A 14,196-nucleotide genomic window follows, 5' to 3' on the forward strand; every position below is an offset into this window, starting at 1 on the left:
CCTGACGATCATGTTCGTCATGGAGCTCACCTACACCGCCCCCCTCGAAGCCGTCGAGGAGGAGATGGACGCGCACATCAGCTGGCTGGACGGTCACTACGCCGCCGGCGTCTTCCTCGCGTCCGGCCGCAAGGTCCCGCGCGACGGCGGCGTCATCCTGGCCGGCGGGGTCTCCCGCGCCGAGATCGAGAAGATCGCGGCCGAGGACCCCTTCATCGTGGCCGGCGTCTGCGCCTACCGCATCACCGAGTTCATCGCCTCGAAGACCTCGGCGGACCTGTCCACGGTCCGCGAGAACCCGTCGGCCTGACCCCCCGCCCCCACCATCCCGGAGGAACCGCCATGCAGCCCCGCACCGCCGAGCCCGCCGACATCCCCGAGCTGATACGGCTGCGCGCCGTCGCGCTCGCATCGCTCGGAGTGGATCCGGGCCCCGGCGACGCGGTCTGGCGGGACGAGGCCATCGGCTGGTTCCGCGAGCGGCTCACCGAACGCCCCGACGTGCACTGCCTGGTCGTCGGCGGGGCGCCCGGCGAGCCCCTGCTCGCCACCGGCATGGCCTGGGTGACGTACCACCTGCCGAACCCCCGGCGGCCCGACGGCCGGCGGGGCTATCTCGACGGCATCGTCACGGACGCGGCGGCGCGCGGACGCGGCCACGGCCGGCGGATCGTCGACGGACTGGTCGCCTGGCTCGACGGCCTGGGCATCCACCACGTCCAGCTGCACGCCAGCTCCGACGGTGAACCCGTCTACAAGGCCGCCGGGTTCACCGCCGCCCGCTACCCGGGCATGGACCTGTTCACGGGGCCGATGGCGCCCGCTTCCTGACGGACGGCGGCGGCGCCGGCGGCGCTGCCGTCACCGCCGCTCCAGCCGGGCCGCCCGCCCCTTCTCCCCCGCCGCCCAGCAGCCGCCGTCGGCCGCGCAGTCGACGGTGTCGAAGGAACCCGCGTCGAACGCCCGCCAGGTGCGGCCGCCGTCCGTGGTGGTGTCGGTGCCGGTGGGCCCGACCGCGAGGGCGGTGGACCGCCCGTACGGGTGCCAGGCCGCGCCCGAGCGGTAGCCCGGCGGCGGCGTCGCCGCCTGGTTCCAGCTGCGGCCCGAGTCGGCGGAGCGGGCGGCGGCCAGGGGCGAGGCCTGGCCGGTGCGGTAGTCGCCGCCGACGGCGAGGCCCGTCGTACGGTCGCGGAAGGCCAGGGCGAAGACGCCGCGCGCGGGGTCCCCGGCGGGGACCGTGGATTCGGCGGCCCGCCAGGTGCGGCCCCGGTCCGCGGAGTGCAGTACGCGCGCCGTCGCGGCGCCGCCGGTGGCCAGCCACACGTCGCGCGGGCCGGAGGCGACCAGGCACTGGCCGCTCGCGGCGAACCCGGCCTCGCCGGGCAGGGCGTCCGGCATCCCGGTGTTCGGCAGGACGCGCCAGCTGCGCCCTCCGTCGTCGGTGGACAGGATGCGGAACCTGCCGTCCACCGGGTCGCTCATGGCCAGCCCGTGGCGGGAGTCGAAGAAGGTAAGGCAGTCGTAGAAGGCGCGCGGATCGGGGTTGCGGAAGGTCTCGGTCCAGGTCGCGCCGCCGTCCTCGGTCCGCAGGACCCGGGAGGCCTCGCCCTCCCCGATGGACAGGGCCACCGCCCTGCGGGAGTCGAAGGCCTCGATGTCGCGCAGTTCGAGCCCCTCGGCGACCGCCGCGGGGGGCGACACGTCCCGCCAGGTGCGGCCCCCGTCAGTGGTGCGCAGCACGGTTCCCTTGGAGCCGGCCAGCCAGGCCGTGCCGCGGCTCACCGCCGCCAGCCCGCGGAAGCGGGAGTCCTTGCCGGTGGCCTTCACGGACCAGGACAGGCCGCGTAAGCCCGTTCCGGCGGTATCGGTTCCGGCGGTGCCGGTCGCGTTGCGGTCCGGTTCGGTGAGGTCCAGTTCGGTGAGGTCCGGTGCGCCGCGGTCCCTCGCCCCCGCGTCCGCCTGTACCGGCGCGGCCACCAGCCCCACCAGCAGGGCTGCCGCGCACATGCCAACTCCCAGAAGTCTCATGGCGCCGGAAGCTAACGCACCCCGCGATCTCCGTCCAGGGTGCCTCGGCGGCCCGCCCGCGGGGGTCCGAGGGGTGCGTTGCGCCTGTGGAGTGAGCGGTAACAGGACTGATTCGGACCGCGGGCGGCGCGCCGGTCCGGCGGACGGTCCTTGGCTCCCCCTCACCCCGTCGTCACTCTGTGCGATCACACGGGCGAGATCCGGCCATTCGGTGACACAGCTCACGTCATCTCGCATGCACGGATTTGCCGATTCCGGCGTCTATCCGGTTGCCGGACTCCACCCCAAAGCCCGGCAGCAGATCCGCCGCAAGGGAGCGAGCCTTGATCACTGTCATCGAGCAGGCCGTGCAGGCCCGACTGATCGCCACCGCGCCGAAGGTCGAGACCGTGCCCGTCACCCTCTGCTACGACCGGGCCGATCCCTTCGCCGTCCGCATGGCCTTCCCCGCGCTCGCCACGCTGGAGGGCATCGAGGTCTCCTGGACGTTCGCCCGCGAACTGCTGGCCTCGGGCATCCGCCACCCGTCCGGCCACGGCGACGTACGGGTGCGCCCGTACGACGGGGACCGCACGACGATCGAGTTCCACGCGCCCGAGGGTGTGGCGATCGTGCTGATGGTGACGGCCGAGCTGCAGCGGTTCCTGGACCGGGCGGCGACCGTCGTACCCCTGGGGCTGGAGCACCACTACCTCGACATGGACCACGGCCTGGCCGAGCTGATGCGCGGCTCCTGCTGACCGGTCCCGCCGACCGTTATTCGGTTGCGGGCGGCTCCGGCCGCCCGTAGCTTCGTTGACGCCCCATTGCCGCCGAAACGGAGCAGGACGTTGCTCGTCTGAGGTTCGAGACACCGACCACCACCACAACACCGTGACAGTCGGCTGTCTCCCCGCGTTGCACGCACCATTCACGCAACCTGGAGGCCTCCATGAGCCATGCCCCTACCCATGTCACCTGTTCCGCCGTTTCCTTCGACTGGCCCGACGGCACCCCCGTGTTCGACGGGTTCCACTGGGCCGTCGGCCCCGGCCGCACCGGCCTGATCGGCCTCAACGGATGCGGGAAGTCCACCCTGCTGAAACTCGTCGCGGGCGAACTGAGCCCGGGCGAAGGCCAGATCTCCGTCGCCGGGACCCTCGGCTACCTCCCGCAGAACGTCACGCTCGACACCGGGGCGCGGGTGGACGAGGTCCTCGGCATCCGCACCACCCGCGCCGCCCTGCACGCCATCGAGGCGGGCGAGGCCACCGAGGCGAACTTCGCCGCGGTCGGCGACGACTGGGACGTCGAGGAGCGGGCCCTGGCCACCCTAGACCAGCTCGGGCTCGCCCGGATCGGTCTGGACCGCACCGTCGGCGAGCTGTCGGGCGGCGAGTGCGTCCTGCTGCGGCTGGCGGCCCTGCTGCTCGCCCGCCCGGACGTGCTGCTCCTCGACGAGCCCACCAACAACCTGGACCTGCGGGCCCGGCACCGCCTGTACGCGGCCGTCGAGTCGTGGAACGGGGTGATGGTGCTGGTCAGCCACGACCGTGAGCTGCTGGAGCGCGTCGACCAGATCGCCGACCTCCGGGACGGCGAAGTCCGCTGGTACGGCGGCAACTTCACCGACTACGAGGCGATGCTCGCCGCCGAGCAGGAGGCGGCCGAGCGGATGGTGCGGGTCGCGGAGGGAGACGTGGAGCGCCAGAAGCGCGAACTCGCCGAGGCTCACCTTAAGTTGGCCCGGCGCAAGCGCTACGGACAGAAGATGTTCGAGAACAAGCGCGAGCCGAAGATCGTCATGGGTGCCCGCAAGCGGGCCGCCCAGGAGTCGGCGGGCAAGCACCGCATCATGCACACGGAGAAACTGGCGGAGGCCCGGGAGCGGCTGGACCAGGCCGTGGAGGCGGTCCGGGACGACGCCGAGATCCGGATCGAGCTCCCCGCCACCCAGGTCCATCCGGGACGCCGGGTACTGACCCTGACCGATCTGCACCTGGCCCACGGGGCGAGGGTGGAGGGCGAGTGGGAGGTGCGCGGGCCGGAGCGGATCGCCCTGGTCGGCGGGAACGGCTCGGGCAAGACGACGCTGCTGCGGACGATCGCCGGGCTCCTCCCGCCCGCCTCGGGGGAAGCGGTGACGCACGTGCCGACGCGCTTCCTGCCCCAGCGCCTCGACGTGCTGGACGACGGGCGGACGGTGGCGGAGAACGTGGCCCGGTTCGCACCGCACGCCTCGAACAACGTGATCCGGGCTCGGCTCGCGCACTTCCTCTTCCGGGGAGCGCGCGCGGACCGGGCCGCCGGCACCCTCTCCGGGGGCGAGCGCTTCCGGGCGGCGCTCGCGGCGCTGCTGCTGGCCGAGCCTGCCCCCCAGCTGCTGATGCTGGACGAGCCGACGAACAACCTGGACCTGGCGAGCGCACGCCAGCTCACCGGCGCCCTGGAGTCGTACGAGGGCGCGCTGCTCGTGGCGAGCCACGACGTGCCGTTCCTGGAGTCGATCGGCATCACGCGCTGGCTGCTGCTGGACGGCACGCTGCGGCCGACGACGGCGCAGGAGGTCCGGGAGTCCCGGTGGGACGGCTGACCCGGCCGCTGACCCGGCCGCTCAACGGGGCAGCAGGGCCCAGGACTTGGTCCCGCCCAGCGGGGTCAGTACGGGCGTGAGCCCCCAGTCGCCGCCACCGGCTTCCACGGCCCGGGCCAGCAGCCACATCGCGCGGCTGCGGCGCCGCCGGCACTCCTCGCTCGCCACCGGCGAGGAGTGCGCGGGGTGCTGGTCGTAGAGGACGATCCGCAGCGCGTCGTACTGCCAGCGGACTTTGAGCGTCATCTCCTTGCCGGGCGTGAACCGGCCGGCACAGGCGACGAGCTCGGAGGCGGCGAGGGCCGCGGTGACGGACAGGTCGGCGAGCCCGTGCCGCCGGAGCAGGGACCGTACGGCCGCCCGGGCATCCGCCGGACAGTGGGCGCCGCCCGGCAGGCTCACCGAGTAGCTGAGCTTCTCCGCGAAGGGCGGTTCCTGCCGGAACGCGCGGACCGCTCGCAGACCGCGGAGGGTGCCCGTCATCGTGCTGCTCCACCTGTTGGCTTCCGACTCCTGGGGGCGCGGGGCCGGGGTCGCCACAGGTGAGGCCCGCGCTACAGACCGTAGCCCAACCGGATGGGCGGTGCTACCACTTGTGCGTCTAGATGATGGTTTCTCCTGGCATTTCAGGATCAGCCCTCAAGTCGGCCGCCGTCGACGCCGCCGCGCGACGCCGTCGGCGGCGGCCGCGCGCCCGCCCCGCGTCCCGGCCGGGCTCGGGCCGGCCCGTCAGAACCCGTCAAAGCAGGAACCCGCAGCCAACCTTCCGGATTGATTCTCACCCCTGGAACCCCGCCCAGCGCCCCCTCAAACTGCGTAAATAACCGGGCGTAACCCGCCATAGCCACCCCTCGGGCTTGGCTGGCCTTGATGCCGCGCTTAACCTACGACTCCGTAGGCTACGGAACCGTAGGTAATTCGCTTTGTCCCCAGGAGCACCCGTGACGATCACCTCTCCCCACCTCGGCAGCTCGGAGGCGTGGACGGACGCCAAGCTGCTGTTCGCGCTGGAAGAGGTGGTCGAAAAGGAACTCAACCGCCACCTGAAGGTCACCAAGGACTGGATGCCCCACGAGTACGTTCCGTGGAGCGACGGCCGCAACTTCCCCGGCTTCTTCGAGGACGGCGAAGCCTGGGACCCGGAGCAGTCCAAGGTCACCGACATCGGCAAGATCGCGCTGGTCGTCAACCTGCTGACCGAGGACAACCTCCCCAGCTACCACCACGAGATCGCCTCGCTCTTCGGCCGCAACGGCGCGTGGGGCACCTGGGTGCACCGCTGGACCGCCGAGGAGGGCCGTCACGGCATCGTGATGCGCGACTACCTGCTGGCCTCGCGCGCCGTGGACCCGGACAAGCTGGAAGCGTTCCGGATGCAGCACATGTCCGAGGGCTTCGAATCCGACAACAGCCACTCGATGCTGCACTCGGTCGCGTACGTCGCCTTCCAGGAGCTCGCGACCCGCATCTCGCACCGCAACACCGGCCACCAGTCCGGCGACCCCGTCTGCGACCGGATGCTGGCCCGCATCGCGCAGGACGAGAACCTGCACATGATCTTCTACCGCAACCTGCTGGGCGCGGCCTTCGAGATCGCCCCCGACCTGACCATGAAGGCCGTGCGGGACGTCGTGGTGGGCTTCCGGATGCCCGGCCACGGCATGCCGGGCTTCGAGCGGATGGCGGCGCAGATGGCGATCGGCGGGGTCTACAACCTGCGGATCCACCACGACGACGTACTGAGCCCCGTGATCCGCTTCCTCAAGATCATGGACATCGACGGTCTGGGCCCCGAGGGGCAGAAGGCCCAGGAGGAGCTCGGTCTGTTCATGAACGGGCTCGACTCGGAGGCCCGCAAGTTCGACGAGCGCCTCGCCGCCCGCGCCGCCCGCCTGGCCGCCCGCAAGGGCTGACCGGCCCTCCTGTTCCGCCCGGGCGGAACTGGAACCGAGAACCAGAACGAACCAGGACGACGACAGCCCTGGCAGAGCCGCGCTCTGCCAGGGCTTCGTGCTGCCGGGCCCGCACTCCCGGGGCCCGTCCTGCCCGGGGCCGTCCTGCCGGGGGCCTCGTCCTCGGTGCGGCGGTACGCAGATCAGCCGCGCGGGCGCAGGGCCTGCCGTTCCGCTTCCGAGAGGCCGCCCCAGACGCCGAAGCGCTCGTCGTTGGCGAGGGCGTACTCCAGGCAGGCGACTCTCCCCTCGCACGCCCCGCACAGCCGCTTGGCGTCCCGGTGCGACGAGCCGGGCTCCGGGAAGAAGAAGCTCGGGCCCGTCTGGGCGCACAGGGCGAGGTCGTACCAGGCGGGGGTGGAGGTGATGGTGGTGTTCATCGACATGCGCCGATCGTGGCGCCCCCCGATGTACGTCTCATCAACGCCTGATCAACACCGGCGCACTCCCCGCCCGCCCGGCGGCCGAACAGAGTGCACGACCGTGCGTTCGGTAAGCTGGTGGGATGGCAGACGGGCGCGTGGAGCGCGGCAACCAGACGCGACGGACCGTACTGGAGCGGACGGTGCGGATCGCTTCGGTGGACGGCCTCGAAGGCCTGTCGCTGGGCAGGATCGCCACCGATCTGGGACTGAGCAAGAGCGGCGTGTTCGCCCTGTTCGGCTCCAAGGAGGACCTCCAGCTCGCGACCGTGCGCGCCGCGGTGGACGTGTTCGTGGAGCAGGTCGTACGTCCGCTGCGCGCGGAGCCCGCCGGCATCACCACGGCGTGGCTGCTGTGCGAGCGGTGGCTCGGGTACTCCGCGGGCCGGGTCTTCCCCGGCGGGTGCTTCTTCTACGCGGTCTCGGCGGAGTTCGACGCGCGGCCCGGCCCCGTCCGCGACGAGATCGCCAAGGCCCGGTCCGACTGGACGCGTTACGTGGAGCGGGTACTGGACGAGGCCCGGCTGGCCGGCGCCTTCCGTGACGGTTTCGGGGCGGCGGAGGTTCCCCAACTGGCCTTCGAGATCATCGCGTTGATGGAGCTGGCCAACGCCCACTCGGTCCTCCTCGACGACCCGGTGTCCTACGAGCGGGCCGGGCGGGGCATCCTCGGCCGGCTGAGGGCGGTCGCGGCCGCCCCGGAGGAGCTCCCGGAGCGGCCGGCCGCCGTCGGCGGGACCGTCTGACCGGACGGGTCAGCGCACCGCGACGGACTCCGTCCCGGCGAGGAACTCGGCCGTGGCCGCGACCACTTCGGGGTCGCGGAGGATGCGCCGGTGCCCGAGGCCCCGGGTCTCGATCAGCCGGGCGCGCTCCCCGTAGGCCTCCGCGAGCGCCCGCGACTGGGCGGGGACCGACGTGTCGTCGTCGGCGTCGTGCACGAGCAGGATGCGCTCCGGGACCGCCCGCCCCGGGTCCAGCCTGGCGTCCAGGCGGCGCCAGATGTCCGGGACCCCGGCGAAGAGCCGGTGCTCGACGTGGCCGCGCAGGGCCCGTACGACGGCCGGCCCGACGTTCAGGGTGCGGCGGAACCCGTCGAGGAGGTAGTCGAAGTGGGCGATGCCCCCGATGCCGACCACACGCTCCACGCGGATGCCGTCCCGCAGGGTGAACAGGGTGGACAGGACTCCGATGGAATGGGCCACGATCGCGGAGAACTCCCCGTACTCCTCGTGCAGTTGGAGGATGATGTCACGGAAGTCGCGTATCGACGCGGCCCGGCCTCCGGACTCCCCGTGGCCGGGGGCGTCGAAGGCCACCACCGTGCGCCCCTGCGCGCGGAGCGCCTCCACGAAGGCGGCGAACCGGGAGGCGCGCGAGGACCAGCCGTGCACCAGCAGGACGGGGCGCTCCCCGTCGCCCCAGCGGTACGTGGTCACGGACGCGCCGTTCACGCTCAGCCGGCCGGTCTCGGCGCGGCTCATCACCACGACCTCCTCGGGTTTCACCCGGGGACGCCCGAGGGGCTTGACGAACGCCCGGAAGGCCGCCCGCCCGGCGGGCCCGGGGGCCACGCGGGCGGAGAGGTCGAGGGTGATGCTCAGGAGTGAAGCCATGGGACGCATGCCCGGTTCTCCGGATCTCCTCGGAAGGCCGGCCGGCACCGGCCTGACGATGCGAGGATATTAGCACGACCGTTCGTGTTTATTTTGGGAGGCGCCGCGCGCTGCTGTCGATGGCCCGGACCGGGTCAGCCCGCCAGTCGGGCGAGGGCCAGCGCGTGCGCGCGGGCGAGGGAGTCGGCGGCCGCGCACGGGACGTCCGGCTGCACGCCGATACCCTCCCAGTTCGTGCCGGAGACCGGGTTGACGGCGCGGCCGACGGGGACGGTGACTTCCAGGTGCGGGTGCACCGTCCAGCCCTTGCAGGGATGCGCGCCGCCGCGGGTGCGCTCGCCGACGACCACGGCGCGGCCGAGCTGCTGGAGGTCGTACGCCAGCTCCTCAGCGGCGGAGAAGGTGCTGTCGCTGGACAGCACGTACAGGGGCTTGCTGCCGCCGAAGCGCGCGCCGGGAACGTGCGGCAGGCTCCAGGACTGCTCGCTGCGCCCGCCGGCGCGCCAGTTCATGGTGTTGAGGTGGGTGCGCTCGTCGAGCAGGTAGCTGCAGACGAAGGCGACCGTATCCGGGTCGCCGCCCCGGTTGGCGCGGAGGTCGACGATCAGCGCCTGGGCGCGCGAGGCCACGGTGAGCGCGGCGCCCAGCGGTTCGGCGGCCCAGTCCAGCGGAAACAGCATCGGCGCCAGTTCCACCACGGCGACCCCGCCGTCGAGCAACCGCACCAGCGGCGCACCGCCCAGCGAGGTGTCGAAGTCCCGGCGCATGGCTTCCAGGGTGGCCGCCCCCTGCTCCGGGGACACCGGGTCGGCGTGGTGCTTCAGTCTCAGGTGCCGGTCGCCGTTGACGGACTGCAGGTCCGCGGTGACCGTCCGGGCGAGGTCCTCGGCGCCGTCGACGTCATAGGCGCCCTCGGCGAGGCGTCGTCGCAGCAGGCCGGCGACCTGCTCGGCCACCTCGGGGAAAACGTAGTGCTCGGTCAGGAGCCGGGCCGTCTCGTCGACGACAGGGGCAGGTGAAAGGATCGTTGAAGGTGTCATGACAGGGAGTAGAGCACCGCCCTTGCCAAAGCGTCAAAGAATTTAGACACTTTTGGAATGCGTGATCAGCCTCCCTGTCCACCGCCCCCCGAGGACGTTCTGGAGATCGGTACGCCCGAGCAGTTCGCGGCACTCGCCCACCCGTTGCGTCAGCGGCTGCTCTTCTCCCTGGGCCACCGGCCCGCCACCGTCAGGCAGCTCGCGGCGCAGCTCGACGCGAAGAAGGGCAACGTGGCCCACCACCTCAAGGTGCTCCGCGAAGCCGGGCTGGTCCACATCGCCGAGACCCGCCAGGTCCGCGGCGGCACCGAGCAGTACTACCAGCGCACGGCCCGCCACATGGTCGTCGCCGAACCCCGGGCGGCAGGCACCGCCGCGATGCTCGCCGCGTTCGCCCAGGAGCTGGACCGCTCACCCGCCGAGACCCACCTGACCCTGCGCCACCTGCGCCTGAGCCCCACGAAGGCGAGAGAACTCGGCGAGGCCCTCGCCCGACTGGTCGACGAGGCCGAGGAGGACGCGGAGGACCAGCCCCTGCACGGCGTGCTGGTGGCGCTCTACCAGCAGGCCCGGCCGGCCGAAACGACCGGGCACTAGGTCGTCCCTTCCGGGAGCCGGCTCACAGCCGGCTCGCAGCCGGGCTCAGCGGGTGAGGGTGGTCAGCCAGGCGGTGAGGGCGTCGAAGTCCGCGTCCGTGAGGCCGGTCCGGGGATCGACCCGGTGGAGGAGGGCGGGCCGCGGGTGGTGGGCCGCGGCCCAGGTGCCGTCGGCCGGGGTGATCTCGTCGTCGAACCAGGCGAAGGGCCGGTCCGCCGCCCAGGCGAGGAGGGGCCGGGTCTTCCAGTGCAGTCCGTCGCGGCCCTCCTCGGCGGACGGTTCCGGCCAGCCGACCACGGGCAGCTCGGGCAGTCCGAGGACCGGGGCGACGGCCTCGTTGGCCTCCTGACCCCACGTCGTGGCCCACACCGGATCGCAGGGCAGCGCCAGCAGCCGCGCGCCGACCGCGGGGTCGAGCCGCCCCAACAGGGGGTTCCCGTACGCCTCCCCCGCCCCGGAACGCGTGCGGTACCCCGTCCCCCCGAAGGGGATCAGCGGCCCGTCGACATCGAGGAACAGCAGGGGGCGACGCCCGGTGACGACCATGGACCCCAGTCTAGTGCCGTGACCGGAACGGGCAGTCGCTGTGGGAACACCTCCTACGGGACGAGTACCAGGCGGCCGCGCAGTCCGCCCCGGGCCAGTCTGCGGTGGGCCTCGGCCGCCCGGGCCAGCGGGAGCACACCGGCCACCCGCGGGGTCAGGCGCCCGGCGTCCACGAGGGCGGAGAGGCCGGCCAGCTGCGCTCCGTCGGCGGCGACCCAGACCTCGGAGACCCGGATCCCGCGCAGTGCGACGGGCGCCGCTCCGGCGACGACCGACACGAAGGAACCCCGGTTGCGGACCGCGCCGAGGGCCGCGATGCCGACCACGGCCGCGTCCAGGGCCCCGTCCACTCCCCCGGGCACCACCGCGCGGACCCCCTCCGCCGGGTCGGTGTCGCGCGGCACGAACCAGCGGGCGCCCCGGGACCGTACGAACTCCTCGTCTGCCGCGGCCGCCGAGCCCACCACCCGCAGGCCGCGCTCCACCGCGAGCTCCACGGCGAAGCCGCCGACCCCGCCGGCGGCGCCCGTGACCAGGACGGTCGCACCCGGTGACAGGCCGAGCAGGTCCAGGGCCTGCCAGGCGGTGAGCCCGCTCAGCGGCAGCGTCGCGGCGGCCTCCGCGGTGACGGAGCCGGGGGCGCGGGCGACCGCGCCCGCGTCCAGCACCACCGTCTCGGCGTACGTGCCGAGCGGCACGTCCAGCCGGTCCCGCAGGCCGATCACCCGGTCTCCGGCGGCGAAGCCCGTCACCCCGGGGCCGGTCTCCTCCACCACCCCGGCGACGTCCCAGCCGATGCCGGTGACCTCGCGCGGCGCCATCAGGCCCGCTCCGGTCAGCGCGCCCGAACGCGTCGCGGCGTCCACCGGATTGACCGCCGCGGCCTCCATCCGGATCCGGATCCGGCCGGCGCCCGTGACGGGCACCTCCGTCTCCACGTGCTCCAAGGCCTCCGGCCCTCCGGCCGACCTCACCACGACTGCCCTCACGAGCCCCTCCTCGTCCGTGCCGCCTTCCTTGGTCATCACCGTAGGAAGGAGCTCCGTGAGGGAGGAAGACGGCACTTCGGAGTACGTACCGCACCCGCAGGTGGGCCCTGCGGGCCGGGACCGTCCGTCCGGGCCGGGCCGTGGCGGCCCGGACGGACGGGCCCCGTCGGCGGATCAGGCGGCGTCGGGGCCGTCCTCGTGTTTCGCCCGGCTCGGCTGCACCCTCTTGGGTTCACCCGGCATCTTGGGGTAGTCCGGCGGGTAGGGCATGTCACCGAGCCCGTGCTCGTGCTCCTGGCGGTCGGCGAGTTCCAGCACCGTGTCCAGCAGGAAGGCGTGGTCGTCCATGTCGGCGTGCAGGTCGCCCAGTTCGGCGAAGCGCGCCGGCATCGTCACGATGTCGAAGTCGCGCGGCTCCGCGTCGTCCACCTCGTCCCAGCGCAGCGGCGCGGAGACCGGGGCGTGGGGGCGCGGGCGGACCGAGTAGGCGGAGGCGATGGTCCGGTCGCGTGCGGTCTGGTTGTAGTCGACGAAGATGCGCTCCCCGCGCTCCTCCTTCCACCAGGCCGTGGTGACCTTGCCCGGCATGCGCCGCTCCAGCTCCCGGCCCAGGGCGATCGCGCAGCGCCGGACCTCGGTGAAGGTCCACCGGGGTGCGATGGGCACGAAGACGTGCAGGCCGCGCCCGCCCGAGGTCTTGGGCCAGCCGCGCAGCCCCAGTTCTTCCAGCAAGGCGCGCAGTTCGTGGGCGGCGGCCACCGCGTGGTGGTAGTCGGTGCCCGGCTGCGGATCGAGGTCGATGCGCAGCTCGTCGGGCCGGTCGGTGTCCTCGCGGCGCACCGGCCAGGGGTGGAAGGTGAGGCAGCCCAGGTTGGCGGCCCACAGGACGGCGGCCGGCTCGGTGGGGCAGATCTCGTCCGCCGTGCGGCCGCTGGGGAAGGAGATGTGGGCGGTCGGGATCCAGTCGGGCAGGTTCTTGGGGGCGCGCTTCTGGAAGAAGGACTCCCCCTCGACCCCGTCCGGGAACCGCTCCAGGGTCGTGGGGCGGTTGCGCAGGGCGCGGGTGATGCCGTCGGCGACGGCGAGGTAGTACTCGGCGACGTCCCTCTTGGTGAGGCCCCGTTCGGGGAAGTACACCTTGTCCGGACTGGACAGCCGGACCGCCCGCCCGCCGGCATCGAGTTCGATCGCACCACCCGCAGCACCCATGTGCGCCACGGTAGGCGGCCCCGCCCGGGTGCGCATACCGGGCGGGGCCGGACGTACCACCGCAGAATCCTAGGTATGGATCTGCCGGTGATGCCCCCCGTGAAACCGATGCTCGCCAAGTCCGTGGCCGCGATCCCGGCCGGCATGCAGTACGAGGCCAAGTGGGACGGCTTCCGGGCGATCGTGCACCGCGACGGTGACGAGGTCGAGGTCGGAAGCCGCACGGGAAAGAGCCTGACCAGGTACTTCCCCGAGCTGGTGACGGCGTTGAAGGACAATCTCCCGGACCGGTGCGTCATGGACGGGGAGATCGTGATCGTGCACGGCGGGCGGCTCGACTTCGACCGGCTCACCGAGCGGATCCACCCCGCCGCCTCCCGCGTGAAACTGCTCGCCGGGACGACCCCCGCCAGTTTCGTCGCCTTCGACCTGCTGGCCCTCGGCGACGAAGCCCTCCTCGACACGCCGCTCGCCGAGCGCCGCAGCGCCCTCGTCCAGGTCCTCTCCACTGCTCGGCCCCCCGTGCACCTCGCGCCCGCGACCACCGATCCCGCGCTCGCGCGGGAGTGGTTCGAGCGGTTCGAAGGCGCCGGGCTGGACGGGGTGATCGCGAAGCCCCTCGATCTCCCCTACCGGCCCGATGCCCGCCTCATGTTCAAGATCAAGCACGAGCGTACGGCGGACGTCGTCGTCGCGGGTTTCCGTTTCCACAAGAGCGGTCCGATTGTCGGATCGCTGCTCCTGGGCCTCCACGACCAGCACGGAACCCTCCAGCACGTCGGCGTGTGCGCGGCCTTCCCCATGAAGCGCCGCGCCGAACTCGTCGAGGAACTCGCCCCCCTGCGCATGGACGACCCGCAGGGCCACCCGTGGGCGGCCTGGGCCGAGGAATCCGCGCACGAGAGCGCCCGCCTGCCCGGGGCGCAGAGCCGCTGGACGGGCAAGAAGGACCTGTCCTGGGTTCCGCTGCGCCCGGAACGCGTCTGCGAGGTGGCCTACGACCACATGGAGGGCGACCGTTTCCGGCACACCGCCCAGTTCCGCCGCTGGCGCCCGGACCGCACCCCGCAGAGCTGTACCTACGCCCAGTTGGAGGAGGTCGTCGGCTACGACCTCGCCGAGGTCCTGGGCGCCTAGGGCCTGTCGTCAAACTCCCGTCTGCCCCGCGACGCCTGGCACGCGCTCTCGCCGCACCGGGCGAAAGCCAAGTACGTCCAGTACGCGG

General features: G+C 72.7%; 16 protein-coding genes. 8 read left to right on the plus strand and 8 right to left on the minus strand.

Features of this window, described 5'->3' with window-relative positions:
* Window positions 1-10: 10 nt before the first annotated feature.
* Window positions 11-310: a YciI family protein gene (locus AC07B0_RS36795; RefSeq protein ID WP_478900128.1), complete on the plus strand. Its 300-nt coding sequence runs from the start codon at window positions 11-13 to the stop codon at window positions 308-310.
* 32 nt (window positions 311-342) lie between these two features.
* Window positions 343-831 carry a GNAT family N-acetyltransferase gene (locus tag AC07B0_RS36800; RefSeq protein ID WP_356877963.1) on the plus strand — a complete coding sequence of 163 codons (489 nt, stop codon included), beginning with the start codon at window positions 343-345 and terminating at the stop codon, window positions 829-831.
* 30 nt (window positions 832-861) lie between these two features.
* Here the strand turns inward: AC07B0_RS36800 and AC07B0_RS36805 are convergent, their stop codons facing one another.
* Complete coding sequence (locus AC07B0_RS36805) at window positions 862-2,007, minus strand: oxidoreductase (protein WP_478900130.1); 1,146 nt, start codon at window positions 2,005-2,007, stop codon at window positions 862-864.
* Window positions 2,008-2,351: 344 nt separating this feature from the next.
* Between AC07B0_RS36805 and ssgD the strand changes: the two genes are divergently transcribed.
* Both ssgD and AC07B0_RS36815 read left to right on the plus strand, forming a co-directional pair.
* Window positions 2,352-2,768 (plus strand): spore wall synthesis regulator SsgD, encoded by a 417-nt coding sequence (gene ssgD / locus AC07B0_RS36810; RefSeq protein ID WP_356877961.1) that lies wholly within the window; start codon window positions 2,352-2,354, stop codon window positions 2,766-2,768.
* 191 nt (window positions 2,769-2,959) lie between these two features.
* Window positions 2,960-4,600 carry an ABC-F family ATP-binding cassette domain-containing protein gene (locus AC07B0_RS36815; protein ID WP_356877960.1) on the plus strand — a complete coding sequence of 547 codons (1,641 nt, stop codon included), beginning with the start codon at window positions 2,960-2,962 and terminating at the stop codon, window positions 4,598-4,600.
* Window positions 4,601-4,621: 21 nt separating this feature from the next.
* On the opposite strand, the gene AC07B0_RS36820 is transcribed toward AC07B0_RS36815, so the two are convergent.
* Complete coding sequence (locus AC07B0_RS36820; protein ID WP_478863702.1) at window positions 4,622-5,083, minus strand: ATP-binding protein; 462 nt, start codon at window positions 5,081-5,083, stop codon at window positions 4,622-4,624.
* Between the two features lie 458 nt (window positions 5,084-5,541).
* Between AC07B0_RS36820 and AC07B0_RS36825 the strand changes: the two genes are divergently transcribed.
* Window positions 5,542-6,513, plus strand: a complete 972-nt coding sequence (locus tag AC07B0_RS36825; RefSeq protein WP_478900131.1) for an acyl-ACP desaturase — start codon at window positions 5,542-5,544, stop codon at window positions 6,511-6,513.
* Between the two features lie 182 nt (window positions 6,514-6,695).
* Here the strand turns inward: AC07B0_RS36825 and AC07B0_RS36830 are convergent, their stop codons facing one another.
* A complete protein-coding gene (locus AC07B0_RS36830; RefSeq protein ID WP_356877957.1) occupies window positions 6,696-6,938 on the minus strand; it encodes a WhiB family transcriptional regulator in 243 nt (80 codons plus the stop codon).
* A 119-nt stretch (window positions 6,939-7,057) separates the two neighbouring features.
* Here AC07B0_RS36830 and AC07B0_RS36835 point away from each other — a divergent pair, with 119 nt between their 5' ends.
* Window positions 7,058-7,720, plus strand: coding sequence for a TetR/AcrR family transcriptional regulator (locus AC07B0_RS36835; RefSeq protein WP_478900133.1), 663 nt, complete (start codon window positions 7,058-7,060; stop codon window positions 7,718-7,720).
* Between the two features lie 9 nt (window positions 7,721-7,729).
* Here AC07B0_RS36835 and AC07B0_RS36840 read toward each other — a convergent pair whose 3' ends face one another.
* Window positions 7,730-8,590 carry an alpha/beta fold hydrolase gene (locus AC07B0_RS36840; protein ID WP_478900134.1) on the minus strand — a complete coding sequence of 287 codons (861 nt, stop codon included), beginning with the start codon at window positions 8,588-8,590 and terminating at the stop codon, window positions 7,730-7,732.
* A 134-nt stretch (window positions 8,591-8,724) separates the two neighbouring features.
* Entirely contained in the window at window positions 8,725-9,630 is a 906-nt protein-coding gene (locus AC07B0_RS36845) for a S41 family peptidase (protein ID WP_478900136.1), read from the minus strand.
* A gap of 57 nt (window positions 9,631-9,687) precedes the next feature.
* Between AC07B0_RS36845 and AC07B0_RS36850 the strand changes: the two genes are divergently transcribed.
* On the plus strand, window positions 9,688-10,227 hold the full coding sequence (locus tag AC07B0_RS36850; protein ID WP_478900138.1) for an ArsR/SmtB family transcription factor: 540 nt from the start codon (window positions 9,688-9,690) through the stop codon (window positions 10,225-10,227).
* Window positions 10,228-10,272: 45 nt separating this feature from the next.
* Here the strand turns inward: AC07B0_RS36850 and AC07B0_RS36855 are convergent, their stop codons facing one another.
* The 3 genes from AC07B0_RS36855 to ligD form a co-directional block, all read right to left on the minus strand.
* The gene (locus AC07B0_RS36855; protein WP_356877952.1) at window positions 10,273-10,773 is read right to left on the minus strand and encodes an HAD domain-containing protein; all 501 of its coding nucleotides are present in this window, start codon (window positions 10,771-10,773) and stop codon (window positions 10,273-10,275) included.
* 53 nt (window positions 10,774-10,826) lie between these two features.
* Entirely contained in the window at window positions 10,827-11,798 is a 972-nt protein-coding gene (locus AC07B0_RS36860; protein WP_478900140.1) for an NADP-dependent oxidoreductase, read from the minus strand.
* A gap of 138 nt (window positions 11,799-11,936) precedes the next feature.
* Window positions 11,937-12,971, minus strand: a complete 1,035-nt coding sequence (gene ligD / locus AC07B0_RS36865; protein WP_467293272.1) for a non-homologous end-joining DNA ligase — start codon at window positions 12,969-12,971, stop codon at window positions 11,937-11,939.
* 75 nt (window positions 12,972-13,046) lie between these two features.
* Between ligD and AC07B0_RS36870 the strand changes: the two genes are divergently transcribed.
* The gene (locus AC07B0_RS36870) at window positions 13,047-14,108 is read left to right on the plus strand and encodes an ATP-dependent DNA ligase (RefSeq protein ID WP_478863695.1); all 1,062 of its coding nucleotides are present in this window, start codon (window positions 13,047-13,049) and stop codon (window positions 14,106-14,108) included.
* Window positions 14,109-14,196: the final 88 nt, after the last annotated feature.

The organism is Streptomyces sp. NPDC044704 (genome assembly GCF_056433525.1).

Coding starts and splice junctions, on each gene's coding strand:
- AC07B0_RS36795 (WP_478900128.1), top strand. CDS start 11: ATGTTCGTCATGGAGCTCACCTACACCGCCCCCCTCGAAGCCGTCGAG.
- AC07B0_RS36800 (WP_356877963.1), top strand. CDS start 343: ATGCAGCCCCGCACCGCCGAGCCCGCCGACATCCCCGAGCTGATACGG.
- AC07B0_RS36805 (WP_478900130.1), bottom strand. CDS start 2,007: ATGTGCGCGGCAGCCCTGCTGGTGGGGCTGGTGGCCGCGCCGGTACAG.
- AC07B0_RS36815 (WP_356877960.1), top strand. CDS start 2,960: ATGAGCCATGCCCCTACCCATGTCACCTGTTCCGCCGTTTCCTTCGAC.
- AC07B0_RS36820 (WP_478863702.1), bottom strand. CDS start 5,083: ATGACGGGCACCCTCCGCGGTCTGCGAGCGGTCCGCGCGTTCCGGCAG.
- AC07B0_RS36830 (WP_356877957.1), bottom strand. CDS start 6,938: ATGTCGATGAACACCACCATCACCTCCACCCCCGCCTGGTACGACCTC.
- AC07B0_RS36835 (WP_478900133.1), top strand. CDS start 7,058: ATGGCAGACGGGCGCGTGGAGCGCGGCAACCAGACGCGACGGACCGTA.
- AC07B0_RS36840 (WP_478900134.1), bottom strand. CDS start 8,590: ATGGCTTCACTCCTGAGCATCACCCTCGACCTCTCCGCCCGCGTGGCC.
- AC07B0_RS36845 (WP_478900136.1), bottom strand. CDS start 9,630: ATGACACCTTCAACGATCCTTTCACCTGCCCCTGTCGTCGACGAGACG.
- AC07B0_RS36850 (WP_478900138.1), top strand. CDS start 9,688: ATGCGTGATCAGCCTCCCTGTCCACCGCCCCCCGAGGACGTTCTGGAG.
- AC07B0_RS36855 (WP_356877952.1), bottom strand. CDS start 10,773: ATGGTCGTCACCGGGCGTCGCCCCCTGCTGTTCCTCGATGTCGACGGG.
- AC07B0_RS36860 (WP_478900140.1), bottom strand. CDS start 11,798: ATGACCAAGGAAGGCGGCACGGACGAGGAGGGGCTCGTGAGGGCAGTC.
- ligD (WP_467293272.1), bottom strand. CDS start 12,971: ATGGGTGCTGCGGGTGGTGCGATCGAACTCGATGCCGGCGGGCGGGCG.
- AC07B0_RS36870 (WP_478863695.1), top strand. CDS start 13,047: ATGGATCTGCCGGTGATGCCCCCCGTGAAACCGATGCTCGCCAAGTCC.